At 72.0% G+C, this 22,166-nt stretch carries 20 protein-coding genes and 6 tRNA genes; 17 read left to right on the top strand and 9 right to left on the bottom strand.

Going from position 1 to position 22,166, the window contains the following annotated elements; translation table 11 throughout:
• Positions 1–332 precede the first annotated feature (332 nt).
• The 3 genes from cobT (at position 333) to ABEB03_RS14470 (ending at position 6,439) form a co-directional block, all read left to right on the top strand.
• Positions 333–4,070, top strand: a complete 3,738-nt coding sequence (cobT, locus tag ABEB03_RS14480) for a nicotinate-nucleotide--dimethylbenzimidazole phosphoribosyltransferase (protein ID WP_345647505.1) — start codon at positions 333–335, stop codon at positions 4,068–4,070.
• Between the two features lie 241 nt (positions 4,071–4,311).
• A complete protein-coding gene (gene cobA, locus ABEB03_RS14475) occupies positions 4,312–5,556 on the top strand; it encodes a uroporphyrinogen-III C-methyltransferase (RefSeq protein WP_345647502.1) in 1,245 nt (414 codons plus the stop codon).
• A 64-nt stretch (positions 5,557–5,620) separates the two neighbouring features.
• Positions 5,621–6,439 (top strand): TrmH family RNA methyltransferase, encoded by an 819-nt coding sequence (locus ABEB03_RS14470; RefSeq protein WP_345647499.1) that lies wholly within the window; start codon positions 5,621–5,623, stop codon positions 6,437–6,439.
• Positions 6,440–6,515: 76 nt separating this feature from the next.
• Here the strand turns inward: ABEB03_RS14470 and ABEB03_RS14465 are convergent, their stop codons facing one another.
• The gene (locus ABEB03_RS14465; RefSeq protein WP_345647496.1) at positions 6,516–7,820 is read right to left on the bottom strand and encodes a serine/threonine-protein kinase; all 1,305 of its coding nucleotides are present in this window, start codon (positions 7,818–7,820) and stop codon (positions 6,516–6,518) included.
• A 196-nt stretch (positions 7,821–8,016) separates the two neighbouring features.
• Between ABEB03_RS14465 and ABEB03_RS14460 the strand changes: the two genes are divergently transcribed.
• The 4 genes from ABEB03_RS14460 (at position 8,017) to ABEB03_RS14445 (ending at position 10,481) form a co-directional block, all read left to right on the top strand.
• A complete protein-coding gene (locus ABEB03_RS14460) occupies positions 8,017–8,292 on the top strand; it encodes a hypothetical protein (protein ID WP_028801520.1) in 276 nt (91 codons plus the stop codon).
• Positions 8,293–8,491: 199 nt separating this feature from the next.
• Positions 8,492–8,701 (top strand): hypothetical protein, encoded by a 210-nt coding sequence (locus ABEB03_RS14455; protein ID WP_028801519.1) that lies wholly within the window; start codon positions 8,492–8,494, stop codon positions 8,699–8,701.
• Positions 8,702–9,177: 476 nt separating this feature from the next.
• Entirely contained in the window at positions 9,178–10,119 is a 942-nt protein-coding gene (locus ABEB03_RS14450) for a phosphotransferase enzyme family protein (protein ID WP_345647489.1), read from the top strand.
• Between the two features lie 74 nt (positions 10,120–10,193).
• Entirely contained in the window at positions 10,194–10,481 is a 288-nt protein-coding gene (locus ABEB03_RS14445) for a TFIIB-type zinc ribbon-containing protein (protein WP_028801517.1), read from the top strand.
• Positions 10,482–10,656: 175 nt separating this feature from the next.
• On the opposite strand, the gene ABEB03_RS14440 is transcribed toward ABEB03_RS14445, so the two are convergent.
• The 5 genes from ABEB03_RS14440 to ABEB03_RS14420 all read right to left on the bottom strand — a co-directional run bounded on the left by ABEB03_RS14440 (position 10,657) and on the right by ABEB03_RS14420 (position 11,122).
• Positions 10,657–10,731: transfer RNA gene (locus ABEB03_RS14440), tRNA-Val, on the bottom strand.
• A gap of 40 nt (positions 10,732–10,771) precedes the next feature.
• Positions 10,772–10,843 (bottom strand) — tRNA-Val (locus ABEB03_RS14435).
• A 20-nt stretch (positions 10,844–10,863) separates the two neighbouring features.
• Positions 10,864–10,935 (bottom strand) — tRNA-Val (locus ABEB03_RS14430).
• 1 nt (position 10,936) lies between these two features.
• A tRNA-Cys gene (locus ABEB03_RS14425) sits at positions 10,937–11,010 on the bottom strand.
• A gap of 39 nt (positions 11,011–11,049) precedes the next feature.
• Positions 11,050–11,122, bottom strand: a tRNA-Gly gene (locus ABEB03_RS14420).
• A 156-nt stretch (positions 11,123–11,278) separates the two neighbouring features.
• On the opposite strand from ABEB03_RS14420, the gene ABEB03_RS14415 reads away from it, so the two are divergent.
• From ABEB03_RS14415 to ABEB03_RS14405, 3 genes are read left to right on the top strand one after another with little or no spacing between them, the layout of a single operon-like run.
• The gene (locus ABEB03_RS14415) at positions 11,279–12,322 is read left to right on the top strand and encodes a chorismate-binding protein (RefSeq protein ID WP_345647485.1); all 1,044 of its coding nucleotides are present in this window, start codon (positions 11,279–11,281) and stop codon (positions 12,320–12,322) included.
• Entirely contained in the window at positions 12,319–13,143 is an 825-nt protein-coding gene (locus ABEB03_RS14410) for an aminotransferase class IV (RefSeq protein WP_345647483.1), read from the top strand. Before ABEB03_RS14415 ends, ABEB03_RS14410 begins: the two co-directional genes overlap by 4 nt.
• A gap of 46 nt (positions 13,144–13,189) precedes the next feature.
• Positions 13,190–14,011, top strand: a complete 822-nt coding sequence (locus tag ABEB03_RS14405) for a GNAT family N-acetyltransferase (RefSeq protein WP_345647480.1) — start codon at positions 13,190–13,192, stop codon at positions 14,009–14,011.
• A 130-nt stretch (positions 14,012–14,141) separates the two neighbouring features.
• Here the strand turns inward: ABEB03_RS14405 and ABEB03_RS14400 are convergent, their stop codons facing one another.
• The gene (locus ABEB03_RS14400) at positions 14,142–14,660 is read right to left on the bottom strand and encodes a DsbA family protein (RefSeq protein WP_345647477.1); all 519 of its coding nucleotides are present in this window, start codon (positions 14,658–14,660) and stop codon (positions 14,142–14,144) included.
• 204 nt (positions 14,661–14,864) lie between these two features.
• Here ABEB03_RS14400 and ABEB03_RS14395 point away from each other — a divergent pair, with 204 nt between their 5' ends.
• Both ABEB03_RS14395 and ABEB03_RS14390 read left to right on the top strand, forming a co-directional pair.
• Positions 14,865–15,308 (top strand): hypothetical protein, encoded by a 444-nt coding sequence (locus ABEB03_RS14395; RefSeq protein WP_345647474.1) that lies wholly within the window; start codon positions 14,865–14,867, stop codon positions 15,306–15,308.
• 145 nt (positions 15,309–15,453) lie between these two features.
• Entirely contained in the window at positions 15,454–15,606 is a 153-nt protein-coding gene (locus ABEB03_RS14390; protein ID WP_190034526.1) for a hypothetical protein, read from the top strand.
• Between the two features lie 141 nt (positions 15,607–15,747).
• Here ABEB03_RS14390 and ABEB03_RS14385 read toward each other — a convergent pair whose 3' ends face one another.
• Together ABEB03_RS14385 and ABEB03_RS14380 are read right to left on the bottom strand one after the other, a co-directional pair.
• Positions 15,748–16,305: a CGNR zinc finger domain-containing protein gene (locus ABEB03_RS14385; RefSeq protein WP_345647465.1), complete on the bottom strand. Its 558-nt coding sequence runs from the start codon at positions 16,303–16,305 to the stop codon at positions 15,748–15,750.
• A gap of 338 nt (positions 16,306–16,643) precedes the next feature.
• Positions 16,644–17,057 carry an SsgA family sporulation/cell division regulator gene (locus ABEB03_RS14380; RefSeq protein ID WP_003959770.1) on the bottom strand — a complete coding sequence of 138 codons (414 nt, stop codon included), beginning with the start codon at positions 17,055–17,057 and terminating at the stop codon, positions 16,644–16,646.
• A 191-nt stretch (positions 17,058–17,248) separates the two neighbouring features.
• Between ABEB03_RS14380 and ABEB03_RS14375 the strand changes: the two genes are divergently transcribed.
• The 5 genes from ABEB03_RS14375 to ABEB03_RS14355 all read left to right on the top strand — a co-directional run bounded on the left by ABEB03_RS14375 (position 17,249) and on the right by ABEB03_RS14355 (position 22,166).
• Complete coding sequence (locus ABEB03_RS14375) at positions 17,249–17,683, top strand: TIGR02611 family protein (protein WP_345647460.1); 435 nt, start codon at positions 17,249–17,251, stop codon at positions 17,681–17,683.
• Between the two features lie 82 nt (positions 17,684–17,765).
• Positions 17,766–17,840: transfer RNA gene (locus tag ABEB03_RS14370), tRNA-Val, on the top strand.
• Between the two features lie 1,193 nt (positions 17,841–19,033).
• Complete coding sequence (locus ABEB03_RS14365) at positions 19,034–20,323, top strand: ABC transporter substrate-binding protein (RefSeq protein ID WP_345647457.1); 1,290 nt, start codon at positions 19,034–19,036, stop codon at positions 20,321–20,323.
• Positions 20,323–21,291 (top strand): carbohydrate ABC transporter permease, encoded by a 969-nt coding sequence (locus tag ABEB03_RS14360; RefSeq protein WP_179332342.1) that lies wholly within the window; start codon positions 20,323–20,325, stop codon positions 21,289–21,291. The genes ABEB03_RS14365 and ABEB03_RS14360 overlap by 1 nt, the downstream gene beginning before the upstream one ends.
• Complete coding sequence (locus ABEB03_RS14355; protein ID WP_345647451.1) at positions 21,288–22,166, top strand: carbohydrate ABC transporter permease; 879 nt, start codon at positions 21,288–21,290, stop codon at positions 22,164–22,166. Before ABEB03_RS14360 ends, ABEB03_RS14355 begins: the two co-directional genes overlap by 4 nt.

The following is a 22,166-nucleotide window of genomic DNA, read 5'->3' as shown; positions in this document are numbered from 1 at the left end:
CTGCGCGCGGTAGGCTGGCCGATCGTTGTACCGCTCCCGGGTGATCAGCCTTTCGTAGGTCAATGTCCGGAAAACGCGCCCGTTTTGAGGCGTGTGTGGTACGGCAGAGCCGGAGGGCGCGCAACGTGGCGCAGTCCACAGCGGGCACTCGCGGATCACGCTGTCGCGAGGGCGGAACGACCGGGACAATGCCAGTTAATGGCTTTGTCGTCTTTGTTGGCCGGTCGTTCGTGCCGCTGGGCACGCACGCTCGTTCTTCACTGTGGGGCGGTCGGTGCGCCGTTCCGGGCGAGCTGGACTTGGAAGCACTAACCGATGGGCGAGGGGTACGCATGACCGACACCGGCCAGGTCCCGGGCGACGGGCTGCCGGAGAGCGCAGGCATGGTGGAGCAGCCGGGCGTCTCCGCGCCGGGCGCGTACACCTACCTCGACCCCTCCGAGACCCCCGCCGAGGACGACGACCTGCTCCTGATGCCGGGAGCGCAGGGCGCGTGGGGCAACGAAGTGGCGCCACCGGCGCCGATGCCCTTCGTCCACGAACCCGGCCCGCACGAGGCCTCCGGCCGGGACAGCGGCGCGGTCGACCTCGGGGCCGTCCGCGCGCAGGAGCCGGGGCCCGCCCCGCAGCCGGTGACCCCGCGCCGCCCGCTGCACCTCGGACCGCCCACTCCGGACGTCTCCGCGAGCCCGGTGCGCTCGCTGGCCGACCGCGGGCCCGCGGGTGCGCCGGTGACTCCCATGGCCCCCTCGGCTCCCGTGGCGCCCGTGCGGCACGCCGGTCCGCCGACGGTCGGGCCCGAGTACCTCGACGTCCCGCAGTTGGGCGAGACCCCGCCGCAGGGCGCGGTTCCGTGGGGCGCTCCGCCGGTGGCCCCGGAGGCGGGTGCCGCAGAATCGGTCGTCCCTGAGGCGGCGCAGCTCCCGGAACGGACGCCGGTCCCGGATTCCGTGCCGGGCACCGAGGCGCCGCAGGCCGCGGAAGGCGCCCCGGCGCCCGGGTTCGAGCAGAGCCCCGAGGCCCAGGTCCCGGCCCAGGGCCAGGTCCCGGAGGCCGCCGGGGCTCCCGTGCCGGACGCCGTCGAGGTTCCCGTCCAGATCCAGGCCCCGGACGCCGCCCAGGCCCCGGACGGTGCGCCGGTCGCCGAGGACGTGCCGGCCGCCCAGGCACCCGTCGCCGACGGGCCGCAGGACCCGCACATGGCGCCGCCGGTCGCGGAGACGCACCACGCCGAGGACGCCTCGGCCCCGCAGGACCCGCGCGTCGTCCAGGACCCGCGTGTCGCGCAGGCTCCCGAGCCGATGGCCTTCCCCGCCACGGACGCTCCGCTCCTCCCGCCGGTGCCGCAGGAGACGGGGCACACCGCGGGCGTCCACATCGCCGTACCCGGTCTGCTTCCGTCCGAGGGCGAGCACTTCACGCCCGCCCAGGGCGTCCCCGTCCAGGACTTCGCACCCACCGACCCGGTGCACCAGGCCCCGCCGCAGGGCCAGGCGCCGGTGGCCGAGCCGGTGGCCCAGGCCGAGCAGCTCGGAGCTCCTGCCGTCCACGACCCGGAACAGGCCGTCCAGTACGCGGACGTCGCCGCCCAGGCCGAGGCCGCGCGGACGTTCCCGGCGGCTGTCGCGCACGCCCCCGAGGCCGTGCAGCACGCGCTCTCCGCCGAGACCTCGCACGGGCAGCCGGTCCCCGGCCTCGAAGCCGTCGCGGCCCAGCAGTTCGAGGAACCCGCCGTGTTCGCGCAGGGCGAGCCCGCCGAGTCGCTGCACGGCGTTCCGGTGGGTGTGGCCGCTCACGGGCAGACCCCCCGGGCGTCGGCCGGCCGGCCGCACGGGGAGCCGTACCTCTCCGGCGAGAGCGCCGGTGGCGCCGGTCTCCCGCTCGCCACCCCGCCGGTGGCTCAGGAGGACCACACGCTCGGCCAGTTCGTGCCCGTGGAGGGCACCGTGCCGACGACCCCGCACCTGGCCCCGACCCCGCCGCACGCCATGACCGTGCCGCCGCTCCCCGAGGAGGAGCAGCCCACGGCCGAGGAACCGGCCGACGAGATGATCGTGGTCGCGCCCGCCCCCGCGCCGGTGGAGGAAGCCGCCGCAGACTTCGCCGAGGCCCCCGCCGCCGAGCCGGAGACCGTCGCTGCGGTCGTCGTGCCGGCGCCCCGCGAGGGCGAGGCCGAGACCGGGGCCGACACCCCGGCCGAGGCACCCACCGCCGAACCCGAGCCGCTCACCGCGGACCCGGAGCCCGTAGTCGCACAGCAAGCGGACGACCTGGACACCCAGGTCGCCGACCAGGAAGAGAGCACGGCCGCAGTGGAAGACGTACGAGAGTCCACCGGCCCGGCGGCCCCCGGCTACGACGACGCCGAGCGCGAGGCGGTGCTCCGGGTGATGCGCGAACGCCGCGACATCCGCAACGGCTTCCGCAACGACCCGATCCCGCACGACGTGCTGCTGCGCGTCCTGGAGGCCGCGCACACCGCGCCCTCCGTCGGCCATTCCCAGCCGTGGGACTTCGTCGTCATCCGTTCCGCCGACACCCGGCGCGCGATGCACGAACTGGCGGCCCGTCAGCGCGAGGCGTACGCGAAGTCGCTGCCCAAGGGGCGCGCCAAGCAGTTCAAGGAACTGAAGATCGAGGCCATCCTCGACACCCCGGTGAACATCGTCGTCACCGCCGACCCGACCCGCGGCGGCCGCCACACCCTGGGCCGCCACACGCAGCCGCAGATGGCCCCGTACTCCTCCGCGCTCGCGGTCGAGAACCTCTGGCTCGCCGCCCGCGCCGAGGGCCTCGGCGTCGGCTGGGTCAGCTTCTTCGACGAGCGCGAGATGGTCCGCGCCCTCGGCCTGCCGGAGCACCTCGAAGTCGTCGCCTACCTGTGCGTCGGCTACGTCGACGAGTTCCCGGACGAGCCCGAGCTGATGCAGGCCGGCTGGTCCAAGCGCCGTCCGCTGTCCTGGGTCGTCCACGAGGAGACCTACGGCCGGCGCGCGCTGCCCGGCGAGGAGCCGCACGACCTGCTCGCCGAGACCGTCTCCAACATCCGCCCCCTGGACGCCAAGGCGCTCGGCGAGGCGTGGGAGCGCCAGAAGCGGATGACCAAGCCCGCGGGCGCGCTCGGCATGCTGGAGATCATCTCCGCGCAGCTGTCGGGCCTGTCCCGGATGTGCCCGCCGCCCATCCCGGAGCCGGCCGCCGTCGCCATCTTCGCGGGCGACCACGGCGTGCACGCCCAGGGCGTCACCCCCTGGCCGCAGGAGGTCACGGGGCAGATGGTGGCCAACTTCCTGGGCGGCGGAGCCGTCTGCAACGCGTTCGCCAACCAGGTGGGCGCCGAGGTCTGTGTCATCGACGTGGGCGTCGCCTCCGACCTGCCGGCCACGCCGGGCCTGCTGCCCCGCAAGGTCCGCGCGGGCACCGCCGACATGACGACGGGCCCCGCGATGACCCGCGAGGAGGTCGTCGCCGCCATCGAGGTGGGGATCGAGACGGCCCGCGACCTGGTGGCGGCCGGCAACAAGGCGCTGCTCACCGGCGAGATGGGCATCGCCAACACCACCGCGTCCGCCGCCCTCATCTCGGTGTTCACGGACACCGACCCCTCCGAGGTGACCGGCCGCGGCACCGGTATCAACGACGAGACCCTGGCCCGCAAGACCGAGGTCGTGCGTCGCGCCATCGAGCTCCACCAGCCGGACCCGGCCGACCCCATCGGTGTGCTCGCGGCCCTCGGCGGCCTCGAACACGCCGCGATCGTCGGGCTGCTCCTCGGCGGCGCGTCGCTGCGTACGCCCGTGATCCTGGACGGCGTCAGCGCCGGCGCCGCCGCCCTCGTGGCCCGCGCCATCGCCCCCGAGGTCCTCGCCGCCTGCATCGCGGGTCACCGCAGCGCCGAGCCGGGCCACGTGGCCGCGCTGAACAAGCTGGGCCTGCGCCCGCTGGTCGACCTGGACCTGCGCCTCGGCGAGGGTACCGGCGCCCTGCTCGCCCTGCCGGTCGTGCAGAGCGCGGCGCGCGCGATGCACGAAGTGGCGACGTTCGACTCCGCGGGAGTAACTGAGAAGTAGGCGATCGGCGGTGCTGTCCGGGCGCTTCGTGCGAAGCGCCCGGACGCCACCACGCGCCCGTCCGCACCTGCGGAGCCCCGGGCGCGGTCCCGCGGTCCGAGAAGCGACGATCCGGCGGGTGAAAAATCCCACCCGCCCCCGCCGCTCACCGGCCCGCACCATAAAATCCGCACGTCAGGGGCCACTCCAACGCCGCAGCGGCCTCATCCCGCACCGCCCTGCACGAGGAGCCGCACCTCCCATGGCCGAACACCCCGCCTACCCCGTAGGCCTCCGCCTCGCCGGCCGCCGCGTAGTCGTCCTCGGCGGCGGTCAGGTGGCCCAACGCCGTCTCCCGGCGCTCATCGCGGCAGGCGCGGACATCCACCTCGTGTCCCCGCAGGCGACGCCGTCGGTCGAGGCGATGGCCGACGCGGGCGAGATCGCGTGGACGCGGCGACCGTACGAGGACGGCGACCTCGCCGACGCCTGGTACGCGCTGATCGCCACGAGCGACCAGGGGGCGAACACGGCCGCGTCGGCCGAGGCGGAGCGGCACCGCGTGTGGTGCGTCCGCTCGGACGACGCGGACGCGGCGACCGCCTGGACCCCGGCGACGGGCCACAGCGAAGGCGTCACGGTCGCCGTCCTCACGACGGACGCCCGGGGCCGCGACCCCCGCCACACCGCCGCGATCCGGGACGCCGTGGTCGAGGGCCTGCGCGACGGCACCCTGGTCGCGCCGCACCACCGGACCCGCACACCGGGCGTGGCCCTGGTCGGCGGCGGCCCCGGCGACCCGGACCTGATCACCGTCCGCGGCCGTCGGCTGCTCGCCGAGGCCGATGTGGTCATCGCGGACCGGCTCGGCCCCCGCGACCTGCTCGCCGAACTTCCACCGCACGTCGAGGTGATCGACGCGGCGAAGATCCCCTACGGCCGCTACATGGCCCAGGAGGCCATCAACAACGCGCTGATCGAGCACGCCAAGCAGGGCAAGTCCGTGGTCCGGCTCAAGGGCGGCGACCCGTTCGTCTTCGGCCGCGGCATGGAGGAGGCGCAGGCGCTGGCCGAGGAAGGCATCGCCTGCACGGTCGTCCCCGGCATCTCCAGCTCGATCTCGGTGCCGGGCGCGGCCGGCATCCCCGTCACGCACCGCGGTGTCGCCCACGAGTTCACCGTGGTCAGCGGGCACGTGGCCCCCGACGACGAGCGCTCCCTGGTCGACTGGCCGTCCCTGGCCAGGCTGACCGGCACCCTCGTGATCCTCATGGGCGTCGACAAGATCGGGCGGATCGCCGAGACCCTCGTCGCGCACGGCAAGCCGGCCGACACCCCCGTAGCCCTGGTCCAGGAGGGCACGACCGCCGCGCAGCGCCGCGTCGACGCGACCCTGGCCACCGTCGCCGAGACCGTCCGCGAGCAGGACGTGAAGCCCCCGGCGGTGATCGTCGTCGGAGAGGTCGTGAACGTGGGCGTGCAGAGCTCCCCGAAGACATCCGAGTAACCACGGGTAACCCAACCCGTTCCCAGCCGTTGGCACCGAACCCAGGACAAGGCAGTATCACCCTGTGGCCGATCTCATCACCGTCGAGAACCCCGACGACCCGCGTCTGAGCGACTACACGGGCCTCACGGACGTGGAGCTGCGCCGCAAGCGCGAACCCGCCGAAGGCCTGTTCATCGCCGAAGGCGAGAAGGTCATCAGACGGGCCAAGGACGCCGGGTACGAGATGCGCTCGATGCTCCTGTCCGCGAAGTGGGTCGACGTCATGCGCGACGTCATCGACGAGCTCCCGGCACCCGTGTACGCGGTCAGCCCGGACCTCGCCGAACAGGTCACCGGCTACCACGTGCACCGCGGCGCGCTCGCCTCCATGCAGCGCAAGCCGCTGCCGACGGCCGAGGAACTGCTTCGGTCGGCGCGCCGCGTCGTCGTCATGGAGTCGGTCAACGACCACACCAACATCGGCGCGATCTTCCGCTCCGCCGCCGCCCTCGGCATGGACGCGGTCCTGCTCTCGCCGGACTGCGCGGACCCGCTGTACCGGCGGTCCGTGAAGGTCTCGATGGGTGCCGTCTTCTCCGTCCCGTACGCCCGCCTCGACTCCTGGCCCAAGGGTCTGGAGACGGTGCGCGACGCGGGCTTCACGCTGCTCGCGCTCACCCCGGACGAGAAGGCCAGGTCCCTCGACGAGGCCGCCCCCCACCGCATGGACCGGGTCGCCCTGATGCTCGGCGCGGAGGGCGACGGACTGTCCACGAAGGCCCTGATGGCCGCCGACGAGTGGGTCCGCATCCCGATGGCCCACGGCGTCGACTCCCTCAACGTGGGCGCAGCGGCGGCCGTCGCCTTCTACGCGGTGGCCACGGGCCGCCCCCAGGTCTGACGCCCTCGGACCCACCGAACGTTCGCCCCGACCGTGGTGCGTCCCGCCGTCACTCCTCGGCAGCGCGCCGCACCGGTCAGGTGTCCTCGTGGTACCGCCCGGCCGTCGCCCCTGTGGCGGACGGCGCCGGGGGTGACGCCTGCTCCTGCCGTACGTCCTTGCGTCCGCCGTCGCCGTCCAGGCCCCGGGCGGGCCCCTGGCAGCCCTGAGCCGCCGCGATGCCCAGCGCCACGAGCAGGGTCACGACGACGAACACGAACAGCCGCTGGCGCAGCAGCCGCGGGTTGGCGGGCCGCCTGCCGGTGCCGGTGGTCCGGGGCGCGGGGCGCCCGGCACCGCTGCGCGGGGCGGGCCTGGCCCCCGAGCGGCCGGTGTTCCGCACGGGCGTCGGCCGCGAGCCCGACCGGGAGCCGCCGTTCGTGCCGCCCGTGCGCGGCGGGGGAGTGCCCTGCGTACGGCGCTGGGTGCGCTGCTCGGCGTACTGCTCCGCCAGGCGGCCGGTCGGCCGGTCGGGGTCCGTGCGGGGCGCGGGCGGCCGTGCGTCCGGCATCCCCTGGGCCTCGCGGGCCGCGATCTCCTTGAGCCGCAGGGACAGTTGGAGGGTGCTGGGCCGCTCCTCGGGGTCCTTCGCCAGACAGGCCCTGACCAGCGGGGCCAAGGCGTCCGGGACACCCTGGAGATGGGGCTCCTCGTGCACCACCCGGTAGAGCATCACTTCGGAACTGCCGTGACCGAAGGGTGAGTCGGAGGTCGCGGCGTAGGCCAGGGTGGCGCCCAGCGCGAAGACGTCGGTGGCCGGGGTGACCGCGGCGCCGCGCACCTGTTCGGGGGCGAGGAAGCCGGGGGACCCGACCGCCGTGCCGACGTGCGTGAGCGTGCTGGCGCCCGTCGCCCAGGCGATGCCGAAGTCGATGATCCGCGGCCCCTTCGGGGACAGCAGGATGTTGGACGGCTTGAGGTCGCGGTGCACGACACCGGCCTCGTGCACGGCGACGAGACCCTCGGACAGCGCGGCGCCCACGGCGGCGACGTCCGCGGCCGCCATCGGGCCTTCCTCGGCGATCTTGTCGTGCAGCGAGGGGCCGGGAACGTACTGGGTGGCGAACCAGGGTCGGTCCGCCTCCAGGTCCGCGGCGACGAGCCGTGCCGTACAGCCGCCCCTGATGCGCCGGGCCGCCGAGACCTCGCGGGCGAAACGCGACCGGAACTCCTGGTCCTCCGCCAGATCCGGCCGGATCACCTTCAGTGCGACCCGCTGGCCACGCCGGTCGGAGCCCAGGTAGACAACGCCCATCCCGCCCGCGCCGAGCCGCCTGTGAAGCCTGAACGAGCCGACGACACGCGGGTCCTCGCGCCTCAGGCGCATCATCGCCATGTCCATCCCCGCTGCCCTGTCCGTTTGACGAGCCACAGCTTACGTTTCCGCGGCCGGGTGCGCGCAGAGGCCGCGCCCTCTCGGCCCGATCGATTGTCAGTGCCGGGTGGGAAACTTGAAGGGTGGTCAGGGAGCTTGCGGACAGCACCACATTGGGCTGCCCGTGATCCCAACCGTCCGTCGCAGAAGGGGGATTGGGCCCGTGAAGGGTGACCGTGTGGAGATAGTCGTGGACGCCGGAGACACGACGCGTACGTACGAGGTGGTGGCGAGCAGGGCGGGCCGCCGGGTGGAGACGGCGGTACGCCGAGGTGTGGTGGAAGTGAGCGAAGTCACCCGAAGCGGATCGGTGGTGCGTACCGCCCGCTTCATGGCGACCCGGGTGCTGGCTCTGGTGGAGCAGCCGGTCCCCAGGGAGGACAGCTCGGAACAGTCGGGGCAGACCGGACGTCCCCTCGGGGAAGACCCTGAGTCCTAGGTCCTCATCTCCACCCTGGGGAGTACACCGCAGGTCATCGCTCATCCTCCGGGAGGCCCGGCAATCGGTACGAAGGCATGACGACCCCCGGGTGCCGCGCCCCTAGATTTGAGGTCAAGCGGCGGGTGCAGCACTCGTCCCCCGAGGTCAGACGCCCGCCGCTGCCAACCACAACAGAAATTCGGTCAGGAGAGGGACCATGGCCCACACGGCACCGCGGACAGCGATCCGCACGCAGGGACGCAAGGCGTACGCCGCGGCGTTCGGCGACAGCCGCCAGGGCCGCCGCCACCCCCTGGTGGCGACAGCGATGGTCCTTCCTCTGGCGGCCCTGCTCGTGGTCGTCTTCGGCGGCTGGGACGCAGTGGTCACACAGGCGTCGTCCGTGGGCGTGATGCTGGGGCGCTGAGCGGCGCCCCAGGCCCGGAAGAGCGGTCCGGGCGGGGACATCCGGCCATGAAACCCCGTGGGGACGGGGGTGCGGCGGACGGCACAAATGCCCGCGCAGCTGGGGAGCTGCGCGGGCATTTTCTTTGCCCGCGCCCGGGCGGCGGGTGCTTTCCCGCTTTCCCCGCGCCCGGGCGGCGGGTGCTTTCCCGCTTGCCCTGCGCCCGGGCGGCGCGTGCTTTGCCTGCGTCCGGGCGGTGGGCGACGATCCCCCTCCGCACCGGACGCCGCGGACTGTTCCGAACGACACCCGCCGGCCCTCGCCCGGTCCGCCGCCCCGCTCACCGACGGACTCTCCTCCGCAGGGAGGACCGGCCTGCGCGTACCGCGTGGTGCTCGCGCCGGCCCACCGGACGGGGCGTGCGACCGGTGCGGTGCGACCGCCCGCACGACCGCTGCGTACGCTCGGCGGCGGAGTCGCACCAGCCAGGGGGATCCGTGACCACAGACGCTCTGCCCACCGGGCTCGCCGCACACGCGCGCCGTGCGGCGCATCCGGGTGCCCAGGACTGCTCCTGCGCGGTCACGGACACGGTTCTCGCGGACCGTGACGACGGCACCGTCGTCCGGCACGGCGACACCGTGGCCAAGGCCCACGCCCCGGGTACCGACCCCGAAGAGCTCGCCCTCCGCGTCTCCGTGGCCGGCGCGCTCCCGGACGTCCTCCTCCCCCCGCTGTCGCCGGCGCCGGCCCGCGTGCACGATCGCACGGTGACCCTCTGGCCGTACGGCACCCCGGTGGACCCCGAGACGCCCGAAGCCGCCCCCTGGGAGGCGGTGGGCGCTCTCCTGGCACGCCTGCACCGGGCCGCGGCCCCCGCGGGGCTGCCGCCGATGCGGGGCCCCGCGAAGGCGGCCCGCGCGCTCGCGCGGCTCGCGGCGGTCGGCCCGCACCCGGCCGCCGCACCGGTCGTGCGCGCCTGGGCCACCCTGCCCGGCTGGGCCCGCGCCGAGGCCCCCATGCCCGACACGACGACCCTGTGCCACGGAGACCTGCACCTGGGCCAGCTCGTGCGCCGGCCCGCGCCCGCCGGACCCTGGCTGCTCATCGACGTCGACGACCTGGGTGTCGGCGTCCCGGCCTGGGACCTGGCCCGACCGGCCGCCTGGTACGCCTGCGGCCTGCTGCCGCCCGACGAGTGGCTCCGCTTCCTGGCCGCCTACCGGCGGCACGGCGGCCCGGCCGTCCCTGCGGACGGCGATCCGTGGCCCGCCCTGGACGTCGCGGCCCGCGCGCTCACCGTGCAGACGGCGGCCCTGGCGATCGCCAAATCGGTGGCCGCGGGGCAGCCGTTGGACGAGGTGCAGCAGGCGGTGATCGACGCCTGTGACCGAATGGGCACCGTCCCGCCCGAGTTGGCACGCGGTTTCGCGTCGTAAGGTGCAACCGACCGAGGCCAGGTGGTGTCTGTCCTGGCGAAAGCAGTACCGAGCGGCGAGGAGTTGAGCCGAGCATGCAGTGTCCGAAGTGCCACGCGCCGATGCACACGTACAACCGCAACGGCGTCCAGATCGAGCAGTGCAGCGGCTGCCGCGGGATATTTCTCGACTACGGCGAGCTGGAGGCGCTGACCCGCGTGGAGGCGCAGTGGTCGCAGCCCGCGCCGCCCCCGGCCGCGCCGCAGGCCTACCCGTCCGCGCCCGCGCCCGCCTGGGGCGCCCCGCAGCACGGCGGCCACGGCGGTCACTACGGCGGCCACCACCGCCACAAGAGCTTCGGGCACATGCTCTTCTCGTCCTGAACCCCTGCCGTCTCCTGAGCCCCGCGCGTCCCGGACGAGAGAGCCTCTCCCGTCCGGGACGCGCGGGCCGCGGGAGACCTGCCGGCGGAGGGGCCCCTCTCCCTGAGCCGAGGGGCCCCTTCCCGTGCGTGCACGACGAAGCCCCCGACCGTACGAGACGGCCGGGGGCTTCGGCTGGTGCGCGATACTGGGATTGAACCAGTGACCTCTTCCGTGTCAGGGAAGCGCTCTCCCGCTGAGCTAATCGCGCAGGTCACGCGGCCGGAGCCACGCCTGCTGCTGGTACTGCGTGCGCGATACTGGGATTGAACCAGTGACCTCTTCCGTGTCAGGGAAGCGCTCTCCCGCTGAGCTAATCGCGCGGGGGATCCTTGCGGACCAGTGGACGATACTGGGATTGAACCAGTGACCTCTTCCGTGTCAGGGAAGCGCTCTCCCGCTGAGCTAATCGTCCTTGGAGGTGGAGACGGGATTTGAACCCGTGTAGACGGCTTTGCAGGCCGTTGCCTCGCCTCTCGGCCACTCCACCAGGAGTGCGGGGGTTCGGGAAGATCCCCCACTTCCTGCGAGCGGACGACCAGGTTCGAACTGGCGACCTCAACCTTGGCAAGGTTGCGCTCTACCAACTGAGCTACGTCCGCTTGTCGTTTCCGTTCCGCTTGCGCGTCCCGGCGACGTGTTGAACTCTAGCGGATTCCCGGGCCAGCACAAAAACGCGTTTGTGCAGCGTGCTGCCCTCCGACCGCCCGAGGACATGGTCAGGGCACCCGCAGGTCACCCGCCCTAGACTCGTCAGCGTGCTCGACCTCCCTCCTCTCGCCCGCTTCGGCGGCCTCGTCGCGACCGGTCTCGTCGACGTCACCAGCGACCCCGCCGCCCTGGACTCCGCCGGTTTCTGGGCCGTCTCGGCCGACTTCGAAGGCCGTCTGACCTGCGCCCGCTTCCGGGACGTACGGGAGGAGCCCGTACCCGCCCCGGTGCCGGGCCGCTGGCGGGGACCCGCCGCCGGTGACTGGACGTCGTCCCTCGACCGCGCCGCGTACACCGCGGGTGTGCGCCGCATCCGCGAGCACATAGCGGCCGGCGAGGTCTATCAGGCGAACCTCTGCCGGGTGCTCACCGCGCCCGTCGCGTCCGACGCCGACGTCGACGCGCTCACCGCACTGCTGGCCCGCGGCAACCCGGCCCCGTACGCCGGAACGATTCGGCTGCCCGCGCACGGCGTGGAGATCGCCACCGCGTCCCCCGAGCTCTTCCTGCGCCGCCACGGCCGGAGCGTCGAGTCGGGCCCGATCAAGGGGACCGGCCGCACCGAGGCGGACCTCCTGGAGAAGGACTACGCCGAGAACGTGATGATCGTGGACCTCGTCCGCAACGACATCGGCCGGGTCTGCGCCACCGGCACGGTGAGCGTCCCCGACCTCTGCGTCGTGGAGAAGCACCCGGGGCTGGTCCACCTCGTCTCCACCGTGCACGGCGAGTTGCGGGACGACGCGGGCTGGCCGGAGCTCCTCGACGCCGCCTTCCCGCCGGGGTCGGTCACCGGTGCCCCCAAGTCGAGCGCCCTGCGGATCATCGACTCCCTGGAGACCGCGCCCAGGGGCCCCTACTGCGGCGGTATCGGCTGGGTGGACGCCGACCGCGGCACCGGCGAGCTCGCCGTGGGCATCCGTACCTTCTGGATCGACCGGGAGGAAGGCGCCCTGCGGTTCGGCACCGGAGCCGGCATCACCTGGGGCTCCGATCCCGACGGGGAGTGGCGGGAGACCGAACTGAAGGCCGCCCGCCTGCTCGCGGTAGCGTCGGGTGAGTACGAGGCAAGTGGAGGGACCCTTTCGTGAAGATCTGGCTCGACGGCGGGTTGCAGGACACCGAGTCCGCCCGCGTCTCCGTCTTCGACCACGGACTGACCGTGGGCGACGGCATCTTCGAGACCGTGAAGGCGGTCCACGGGCGGCCGTTCGCGCTCACGCGCCACCTCGACCGGCTCGCCCGTTCGGCACACGGCCTCGGCCTGCCCGAGCCCGACCGCGACGAGGTGCGCCGCGCCTGCGAAGCCGTCCTCGACGCGAACCCGATGCCGCTCGGCCGGCTGCGCATCACCTACACCGGCGGACACGGCCCCCTCGGCTCGGACCGGGGCGAGCACGGCCCGACCCTCGTCGTCGCCGTGGGGGAGTCCACCCGGCGCCCCGACACCACCGCCGTCGTCACCGTCCCCTGGACCCGCAACGAGCGCGGCGCGCTCACCGGCCTGAAGACGACCTCGTACGCCGAGAACGTCGTCGCGCTGGCCCGCGCCCGCGAACAGGGAGCCACCGAGGCGCTGTTCGGCAACACGGTGGGGCAGCTGTGCGAGGGCACCGGCTCGAACGTCTTCGTCGTCCTCGACGGCGAGATCCACACCCCGCCGATCGCCTCCGGCTGCCTCGCCGGCATCACCCGCGCGCTCACCGTCGAATGGACCGGCGCCAAGGAGACCGATCTGCCGCTGGACGTCCTGGAGGACGCCGACGAGGTCTTCCTGACCTCCACCCTGCGCGACGTGCAGGGCGTGCACCGGGTCGACGGCCGTGAACTCCCGGGCGCGCCGGGTCCGGTGACCGCGAAGGCCATGCGGATCTTCGACGAGCGGGCCGGGCACGACCTCGACCCCGCCTGAGAAAAATCGGCTGCTCCCGGTCGCGCCAACGGGTAGAACACCCGTGATGACGACCACCCTGCGGCCGACCGAGCCGCTTCAGCGCTCCGCCGACGGGACGCGTTCACGTCACTACAACGTGTGCGTGAACAGTCGTCCCGTCGGCGCGATCCACCTCGCGACCGACCCCTTCGCGCCGTCCGTCGCCGTGATCCAGGACCTCCGCATCGAGGAGCCGGACCGCGGCCGCGGCCGGGGGACCGTGGCCGCGCTGGCCGCCGAGGAAGTGCTGCGCGGCTGGGGCTGCGAGCAGATCGAGGTGGCCGTTCCCGGCGACGCCGCGGCCGCGCTCCGGCTCGCCGGCGCACTCGGGTACGTCACGCGCAACCGCACCATGGAGAAGGCGCTCGGCGACACCCCGCCCGACCTGCCCGCGGGGAGCGCCGGCCGCCCCATGACGGCCGCCGAGTACGAGGTCCGCGATCGGGCACGCCGGGAGGCCTACGCGCAGGACTGGATCCGGCGAGGCATGCCGCAGGGCGAGGCGTACGCCAAGGCCCACCGGGACCACGACCTGCTGCTGCCGCAGGGGACCGCCACCGACGGCATGCGGCTCAGCGTCCTGGAACACGACGGTGTGCCGGTCGGAAACCTGTGGCTGGGCCGGCGTGCCGGGAACGCGTTCGTCTACGACGTCGAGGTCGACGAGGCCCGTCGCGGCCGGGGGCACGGCCGTACGCTCATGCTTCTCGCCGAGGCCCAGGCGGTGGCCGCGGGGGACCGCCGGATCGCCCTCAACGTGTTCGCGGGGAACGCCCCGGCCGAGCGGCTCTACGCGTCACTCGGCTACGGGACGACGACGCACCACCTGTACAAGAGTCTGCTGTAGGTACAAGGCCCGGCTGTGGACGCGTCACGTCCACGGGCTGGGATCCACCCGGCCTGGTGTCCCGCCCGGTCCGGGCCTTCGGCAGGGCCCGGTCCGGGCCTTCGGCAGGGCCCTCGCCGGGCCTTCGGCGTCAGGCCTGCTGCTCGGCCAGCAGACGGTCGGTGATCTCCTCGATGCGTTCGCGCAGGCCCTCCTGGCTCTTGCCGCCGTCGAGACGCTCACCGCCGATGACGTACGTGGGAGTGCCCGTGACCCCGATCGCCTTGCCCTCGGCCTGGTCGGCGTCGACGATCAAGATGTGCCGGCCGTCGATCAGCGCCGTGTCGAACTCCTCGGCGTCCAGGCCGAGTTCCCGGGCGACCTCGATCAGGAAGGGCTCTCCCTCGCGGTCCAGCTCCTCGACTCGGCCGAGCACCGCCTCGACGTACTCCCAGGAGCGGCCCTGGTCCGCCGCCTCCTCGACGGCCTGGGCCGCGGCGAAGGCATGCTTGTGCTTCTCCAGGGGGAAGTGCCGCAGCCGCAGCTCCAGGCGGTCGCCGTAGTGGTCGCGCAGCGCGCGCAGGTCGGCGAGGGCACCGCGGCAGTCGGGGCACTGGAGTTCGCACCAGACGTCCAGGACGACGGGGCGCGCGGAGGAGGAGTCGTTCATGACGGCCAGTCTCCCAGCCCCGCCGGGGTCGCCCCAACCGGGACCCCGCGCACCCGTACGGCTCCCCGACCGGGACCTGGGGAGGACAGCGACCCGGAGATGTCCCTGAGGTGTACTCGGACCATGGCATATCGGGCACCGGGCGGTGCACGATGGAAGGGACGAACCGCCCTGCCCGACACGCATGCCCGCCTGGAGGCCCCGATGATTGCCGAGACCGTCTGTTCCGCCGTCGCCGCGGCCGGCCTGGGCATCGCCGCGGTCACGGCCTATCGCAAGCGCTTCCTGTCCGCCGCCCGTATCGCCGCGTACTCGCTGGTGCCGCTCGGGCTCGTGATGACGGGCGTCGTCGGCTGGCTGGCCGACACCGCGTTCAGCCCGACCGCGTGGGCCGGGTTCGCCGTGCTCGGTGTCTCGTGGCTGCTCTTCATGACCACGCGTTCCGTGGAGCGGCGCGGCGGCGGGACCCGGAAGGAGCGCAAGGCGGCCAAGGCCGCCCAGCGCGACGCGGTGGCCCCCGCGGCGTCCGCGCCGTCGCTGGCGCCGAGCACCCGCCCGGCCGCCCGTCCCGCGACGAAGCCCGCCGCCGGCTCCTCGTCGGACGACTTCACCGACATCGAGGCCATCCTCAAGAAGCACGGCATATGACCGGCTGAAACGACACAAGGCGGCACGCGTCCGGCGCGGAACCGATCACGTTCGGATCCGCTCGTAACATGATCCAGCGAACTCCCGTACATTCCGGGCGTGTTGATCGCGCGAGGGGTGTCCCCTGGGTCATCATCGCCGCGAGATGCTGGATACAACACAGAGCGACACCGTCGCTCCTCCCGAGGAGCGGCGTGGTTGTCTCTTCGCGCTCTCCCAGCCGCCGCTGATGATCTTCCTTGCGGTGATCGGCTGTTTGCTGCTCATGGCTTCGCTGCACGACCTGCTGCTGCTCTGAGCCGTACACGGAGCCCCTGGCGCCACCCGCCGAGGGCTCCGTCAGTCCACCCCCGCCGCAGCCCGGCTGTCAGAGGCGCGCCCATGTCCGAAGCGGGCCGACGCGTCGTTGCGTACGACCCCCTGGCGCGTCGGCCTCCGGTCAGCTCGCCGCTTCCTTGCGACGCGCCCGGTAGGCGGCCACATGCAGACGGTTCCCGCAGGTGCGGCTGTCGCAGTAGCGGCGCGAACGGTTGCGGGAGAGATCCACGAAGGCGCGCCGGCAGTCCGGGGCCTCGCAGCGGCGCAGCCGCTCCTGTTCCCCGGCGACCACGAAGAAGGCCAGCGCCATGCCGCAGTCCGCCGCGAGGTGGTCGGCGACCGAGGCGCCCGGGGCGAAGTAGTGCACATGCCAGTCGTAGCCGTCGTGATCGGTCAGCCGGGGCGTGGTGCCGGCCGCGGCGACCAGTTCGTTGATCAGCGCGGCGGCGGTCCGCGGATCGGCGGCGGCGAAGATCCCCGCGAACCGGCCGCGGATCTTGTGCACGGCCGCCAGGTCGTGCTCCGACAGCACCCCGACATCACTGATTTCATGCTTTCGTACGAAATCGGTGAGTGACGCGACATCCGCGAGCGTGTCCGTCGTCTCCTCGTCCGGCGCGGAGTTCACCAGATCGACCACGGCGTCGAGCGCGCACCGGGTGTCGTGGGTGATCAGCACGTTTCGCTCCCTGGCCTGGAGGGGTCGGGCCGGCGCCCGCCCGATGCAGGCCGATGGTAGTGCGTTCCGGCGCGGGAGAGTCGGCGCGGGGCGTCGGGTGCGGGGGAATCGGCCGGAAGCGGGGGAGCCGTGCGGCCGAGGTGTCGATCACACTGTGTCACGGCGCGATGCGGTGCAGTGACCGGTGGCGAGGGCGGGGCGTGCAGGGCTGCCGACGCGCACCGGCGCCGCCTCCGTGGTGGTCCCACGGCGACGGCGCCTGTGTGTGCCCTATGCGGTTGTCTAGGCCCGAGCCGTCTCCCCGAGTGGACGGCGCCGGGCGGCTCTGTGGGGCCTCCTCAGCTCTCCGCCAGGATGTGGGAGAGCTCGGTGTCGAGATCGAAGTGCCGGTGCTCCGTGCCCGGGGGCACGGCGGCGTCCGTCCGCTTCAGGAACGACTCCAGGGCCCGCGCCGGGGCTTCGAGCAGGGCCTCGCCCTCCGGGGAGCTCAGGGCGATGCATACGACGCCCTGACCATGGCTCCGGGACGGCCAGACTCGGACGTCTCCGGTACCGGTGGGCCGGTGCAGGCCCTCGGCGAGGAGGTCGCGGGCGAACACCCACTCGACGGTTTCCTCGGCTCCGGTGTGGAAGGTTGCGTGCACGGCGTAGGGATCGGCCGTGTCATACCGCAGTCCTGCGGGTACAGGCAGTGAGGACTCGCTCGACACAACGAGGCGCAGGTGCAGCTCGCAGCTGACCGTGGTGTTCATAAGCGCCAGGGCCTTTCGCTCAGTGTGCGCTCGGGGATTCGCACGTCGGCGAAATCGACATGCCACCTACGGTGCCGTTGTAAACCCCTCTGAGTGTTTTGCGTGTCTTTACGTAACTCATCCGGCCGAGAGTGCGTTCGTCGGATAGGGCCATTCCGGTGACCGGTTTCCCTCCGGTAGGGTTTGGCCGTATGAATACGGGGAGTGACGGGCCGGGCGGGATCGCCATGGCCGACGACGGGGAGAACTCCGAGCGACCGCTCGGTTCACGGGCGCCGGAATTCATCAAGGCGCGCCGCGCACTGCACCTGAGCTGGCAGGTCGGCGTTTTCGTGGTGGGGCTCGCGGTGGTCGTCGCGGGCGTGATCATGCTTCCGCTGCCGGGTCCGGGCTGGCTGGTGATCTTCGGCGGCATGGCGATCTGGGCGACCGAGTTCGTCTGGGCGCAGCTGGTGCTCCGCTGGACCAAGCGCAAGGTCACGGAGGCGACGCAGCGCGCACTCGACCCGAAGGTGCGGCGCCGCAACATCATCCTGACGACTGTCGGGCTCGTGATCGTGGCCGTGCTCGTCGGTGTCTACGTGTGGAAGTTCGGCATCGAGATGCCATGGAACATCAAGGAGTGACGGGGCCCGCCCGGACGTCGTTCCGGCGCTTCCCCGCTGGTCGGGGCACCCCCTGACATGGGGTAATGTTCTCTCTGCGCCCGGGCGATTAGCTCAGTGGGAGAGCGCTTCGTTCACACCGAAGAGGTCACTGGTTCGAACCCAGTATCGCCCACCAGTACGACAGGCGGCCGGGTCCACGCACGACGTGGACCCGGCCGCCTTCGTCGTTCCCGTGCGCTCGCGTCGCGCCGGGCTCGACCCTCGTCACCTGCGCGTTCGCACGGACGGCGGGCGGTCGGCTGGCGGTCGGCTGGGGTGGGGGCGAGGTCCGCGCCGCGGTGCCGGCGCGCGGGCCCGACCGGTTCACGCGCGCGCCTGCCGGCACCTCCGTGGAGCCCTTCGCGTCACCTGATCGGCATACGGGGAGTGACATGTCGGCCGTCGCCGGACGGCCTCGGCGCCCGACGGCTCGACGGGGTGGGCCGTCGTCGCTCGGATCCAGCCACCGGGGAGGGTGGGGTCGCCCGGCCCGTGGCCCTGACGGCGCCGAGGGTCTGCCCGAGCCGCGCTTCGGCGTTCTGGTCGCCGACGGGACGGCCGGACGTTCCTGAGGGGCCCTGCGCGCCCCTCAGGGCTGCGCCAGAGGCCGGGAGCGACCTGACCGGGACGTACCTTTGGCGCGCCGGTGAGGAGCCCGCCTGTGCCCAGCCCTCCAGGCGGCCGCGGGAGGTACGGCCAGGAGTACCGACCGCGACTGCGAGTGACCCGCCGATGGCGTGCCGCCGAAACCGTGTCCGCGAAGCGTCCCGGCGCTGGTCGGCGCCCCTCGGCGCCTCCGGGCGCGCCACTCCGTGCGGAAACGCTCCGCGGCGATGGGAGCCCCTCCATGAACTCGCCTCCGGCGGCGCCGAAGCACACCCCTGGCGGGCGCTTCACTGCCGCCGATCGCATGGCGCCGGCGGGCAGCTCACCCACGCGAGCCCCTCCGCGAACTCGCCGCCGGCGACCGCGGGCATCCTCCCCGCCTCGGCGGAGGCGAGCATCGTCCTCGTCCGCGACGGCGGGCATCCTCTTCGCCTCCGGCGACGGTGAGCCCCCTCCGCGACGTACCCCGCGCTCGGCACCGTTCACAACCCGCCGCACGGGCCCCGTCGCGTTCGACGGGTCGGCCGCGGGCGTGCGACCTGCGAGGCCATGTGTCCCTTCGCGCTCCGTCCCGGCACGTACGTCGTCGAGCCGGAGGGGCGCGGCACATCAATTCCTGTCCGAATCATTGACGCGCCCCGACGCCCTCCGTACCTTGTGCCAGCAAGCGCTTACTTGAAACGATTCAGGCAGGCGGAGACGACGCTGCGGGGAGGCCCGACTGTGGGGAACAACGGGAGTGTTGAGAGGCGGACCGTCCTCAAGGCGGCCGGAGCTTCGCTGGCCACACTGGGGCTGGCCGCGACGACGGGCTGCGGCGGGGACAGCGGCAGCGCCGGGGACGGGACGGTCACCATCCGCTACGCCTGGTGGGGTGCCGACGAGCGGGCGAAGAGGATCAACGAGTCCATCAAGCTCTTCGAGAAGAAGTACCCGAAGATCAAGGTGAAGACGGACTTCCAGGATTATGTGGCGTTCTGGGAGAAGTTCCAGACCCAGGCCGCGGGCGGGAATCCGCCGGACGTTTTCCAGAACGCCGTCGGATTTCTTCGGAAGTACGACAAGAGGGGCGTACTGCTCGACCTCAGGTCGCAGATCGACGCGGGAAATCTGAGCCTCGACAACTTCCGTGCCGGAGTCGAGAAGGTCGGGCAGGTCGACGGAAAGCAGCTCGGCATTCCCGTCGGATCCAACACCATGTCACTTGTCATCGACGAGAAGGTCTTTGAGAAGGCGGGAATCAAGCCGAAGCAGGGCTGGACCTGGGACGAGTACTTCGCCGCGCTCAAGAAGATCCACGACACCCAGAAAGTGCCGGGCGACACCGGCTACTTCAGCATCATGTACCTCTACGACCTCTACCTCCGGCAGAACGGCAAGGCGTTCTTCACCAAGGACGGACTCGGCTTCGACGAGGCCGATCTGACGGAGTGGTGGACGGACGGCTACAACCGCGTCAAGGCCGGCATCGTCACCGACCCCAAGCGGGTGGAGCAGGACAAGCCGAAGTCGTCGCTCTCGGCGGGCCACGCCGCCTCCGAGTTCACCTGGGACAACTTCACGGTCCGTTACACGGCGGAGGGCGACAGCAGCTACGGTCTCGCCCCGATCCCGACGACCGACGGCAAGCAGACCGGCCAGTACCTCGCCTCCCTGATGCTGAGCGCGTCCGCGCGCACCAAGCACCCCAAGGAAGTCGCACAGTTCATCGACTTCATGGTCCACGACCCGGAGGTCGGCAGGATCATGGGCTACGACCGCGGCATCCTCGCCACGACCGACCAGTTCGAGGCGTACAAGCCGACCGACGCGCCCAACAAGGCGATCGCGCAGTACGAGACCGATGTGGCCGGCGCCGGAGTCCTCGGTGCCATCACCCCGCACCCGGCCGGGGCCGACACCGTCGAGGCCGCGTTCCTGCGCATCGGCGGCGACATGTCCCAGGGGACGACCAAGGTCTCCGACGCGGTGAAGCAGTTCTTCTCCGAGGCGAAGACCGCCCTCGCCGCCTGATGGGAACCGCCGTGACGCTCGTCAAGGACTCTCCGCCCGACGCCCCGGAGAAGCGCCCCGCAGCCCCCGCCGCCGGAAAACGGCGGGGCCGCCGGGAGAACCTCGCCGGCTATCTCTTCATGTCCCCGTGGATCGCCGGCTTCCTGCTGCTGACGGCCGGCCCGATGGCCGCGTCCCTCTACTTCGCGTTCACCGACTACAACCTCTTCAATTCGCCGCGGTGGATCGGGTTCGACAACTTCACCAAGATGTTCGACGATCCGCGGTGGCAGAAGTCCGTGGAGGTGACCGCCAAGTACGTCGTCATCGGCACCCCGCTCAAACTGCTCCTCGCGCTCGGGGTCGCCCTGCTGCTCGCGCAGAGCCGACGCGGCCAGGCCTTCTACCGCGCCGCGTTCTACGCCCCGTCGCTGATCGGCGCGAGCGTCTCCGTCGGCTTCGTCTGGCGCGCGCTGTTCTCCGACGACGCCGTCGTGGACCGTACGCAGTCCTTCCTCGGCTTCCACACGGGCGGCTGGGTCGGTGACCCGAACTGGGTGCTCTACAGCCTGGTCGCCCTGACCGTCTGGCAGTTCGGCGCGCCCATGGTGATCTTCCTCGCCGGGCTCAAGCAGGTCCCGAAGGAACTGTACGAGGCCGCCGAGGTCGACGGCGCGGGACCGTTGCGCCGCTTCTGGAACATCACCCTGCCGATGATCTCGCCGGTGCTGTTCTTCAACGTGCTCCTGGAGACCATCCACTCCTTCCAGATCTTCGGTTCGGCGTACGTGGTCTCCAACGCCACCTGCGGACCGGCCGACGCCACGCTCGTCTACACCTGCTACCTGTACCAGAAGGGCTTCAAGGAGTCCCAGATGGGCTTCGCGTCCGCCATGGCCTGGATGCTGCTGCTGGCCGTGGCGCTGGTGACGGCCGTCCTCTTCTGGTCGCAGAAACGGTGGGTGCACTACGAGGAGGACGCCCGATGAGCACCACCACGACCACCGCGCGCAGGCCCCTGCGGCCGGGACGGAGGCACGGCGGATCGCTCGCCTGGCACCTCGGTGCCCTGCTGGTCCTCGCCGTGGTCCTCTATCCCGTCGTCTGGGTCGTCGGGGCCTCGTTCAAGCCCGGCCGGGAGATCATCGGCAGCCTCGACCTGTTCCCGACCCGGCCCATCCTCACCAATTTCAAGGGGCTGGCCGACGGCATCGCCGACATCTCCATCGCGACCTTCTTCCAGAACTCCCTCTTCTACGCGCTCGGTTCCGTCGTCGGCATCCTGATCTCCTGCTCGCTGACGGCGTACGCCTTCGCCAAGATCCGGTTCGCCGGCCGGAACCTGCTGTTCTCGCTGATGATCGGCACGCTCCTGCTGCCGTACCACGTGCTGCTCATCCCGCAGTACGTGATGTTCCAGAAGATGGAACTGGTCAACACCTACGTGCCGCTGCTGATCGGCAAGTACCTGGCCACCGAGGCGTTCTTCGTCTTCCTCATGGTGCAGTTCATGCGGAATCTGCCCCGGGAACTGGACGAGGCGGCCCGGCTCGACGGCTGCGGGCACCTGCGGATCTACTGGTCGATCGTGCTGCCGCTGTGCCGCCCGGCCCTCATCACCAGCGCGATCTTCACCTTCATCAACGCCTGGAACGACTTCATGGGCCCGCTGATCTACCTCAACGAACCGAGCAAGTACACGGTCTCGCTGGGCATGATGATGTTCCGCGATCAGGAGGGCGTCGCCAACTACGGCGGGATGATCGCGATGTCGCTGGTGGCGCTGCTGCCGGTGCTCCTCTTCTTCCTCGCCTTCCAGCGGTATCTGATCGACGGCATGGCGACGTCCGGACTGAAGGGCTGA

It is taken from the genome of Streptomyces siamensis (assembly GCF_039543605.1).
Taxonomy (GTDB): domain Bacteria; phylum Actinomycetota; class Actinomycetes; order Streptomycetales; family Streptomycetaceae; genus Streptomyces; species Streptomyces siamensis.
This window is presented reverse-complemented; position numbering and strand designations above follow the sequence as displayed.

Excerpts from the sequence above, each read along its gene's own strand:
- cobT (WP_345647505.1), top strand. The coding sequence starts at position 333 with ATGACCGACACCGGCCAGGTCCCGGGCGACGGGCTGCCGGAGAGCGCA.
- cobA (WP_345647502.1), top strand. The coding sequence starts at position 4,312 with ATGGCCGAACACCCCGCCTACCCCGTAGGCCTCCGCCTCGCCGGCCGC.
- ABEB03_RS14465 (WP_345647496.1), bottom strand. The coding sequence starts at position 7,820 with ATGGACATGGCGATGATGCGCCTGAGGCGCGAGGACCCGCGTGTCGTC.
- ABEB03_RS14455 (WP_028801519.1), top strand. The coding sequence starts at position 8,492 with ATGGCCCACACGGCACCGCGGACAGCGATCCGCACGCAGGGACGCAAG.
- ABEB03_RS14445 (WP_028801517.1), top strand. The coding sequence starts at position 10,194 with ATGCAGTGTCCGAAGTGCCACGCGCCGATGCACACGTACAACCGCAAC.
- ABEB03_RS14405 (WP_345647480.1), top strand. The coding sequence starts at position 13,190 with ATGACGACCACCCTGCGGCCGACCGAGCCGCTTCAGCGCTCCGCCGAC.
- ABEB03_RS14400 (WP_345647477.1), bottom strand. The coding sequence starts at position 14,660 with ATGAACGACTCCTCCTCCGCGCGCCCCGTCGTCCTGGACGTCTGGTGC.
- ABEB03_RS14395 (WP_345647474.1), top strand. The coding sequence starts at position 14,865 with ATGATTGCCGAGACCGTCTGTTCCGCCGTCGCCGCGGCCGGCCTGGGC.
- ABEB03_RS14390 (WP_190034526.1), top strand. The coding sequence starts at position 15,454 with ATGCTGGATACAACACAGAGCGACACCGTCGCTCCTCCCGAGGAGCGG.
- ABEB03_RS14380 (WP_003959770.1), bottom strand. The coding sequence starts at position 17,057 with ATGAACACCACGGTCAGCTGCGAGCTGCACCTGCGCCTCGTTGTGTCG.
- ABEB03_RS14375 (WP_345647460.1), top strand. The coding sequence starts at position 17,249 with ATGAATACGGGGAGTGACGGGCCGGGCGGGATCGCCATGGCCGACGAC.
- ABEB03_RS14360 (WP_179332342.1), top strand. The coding sequence starts at position 20,323 with ATGGGAACCGCCGTGACGCTCGTCAAGGACTCTCCGCCCGACGCCCCG.
- ABEB03_RS14355 (WP_345647451.1), top strand. The coding sequence starts at position 21,288 with ATGAGCACCACCACGACCACCGCGCGCAGGCCCCTGCGGCCGGGACGG.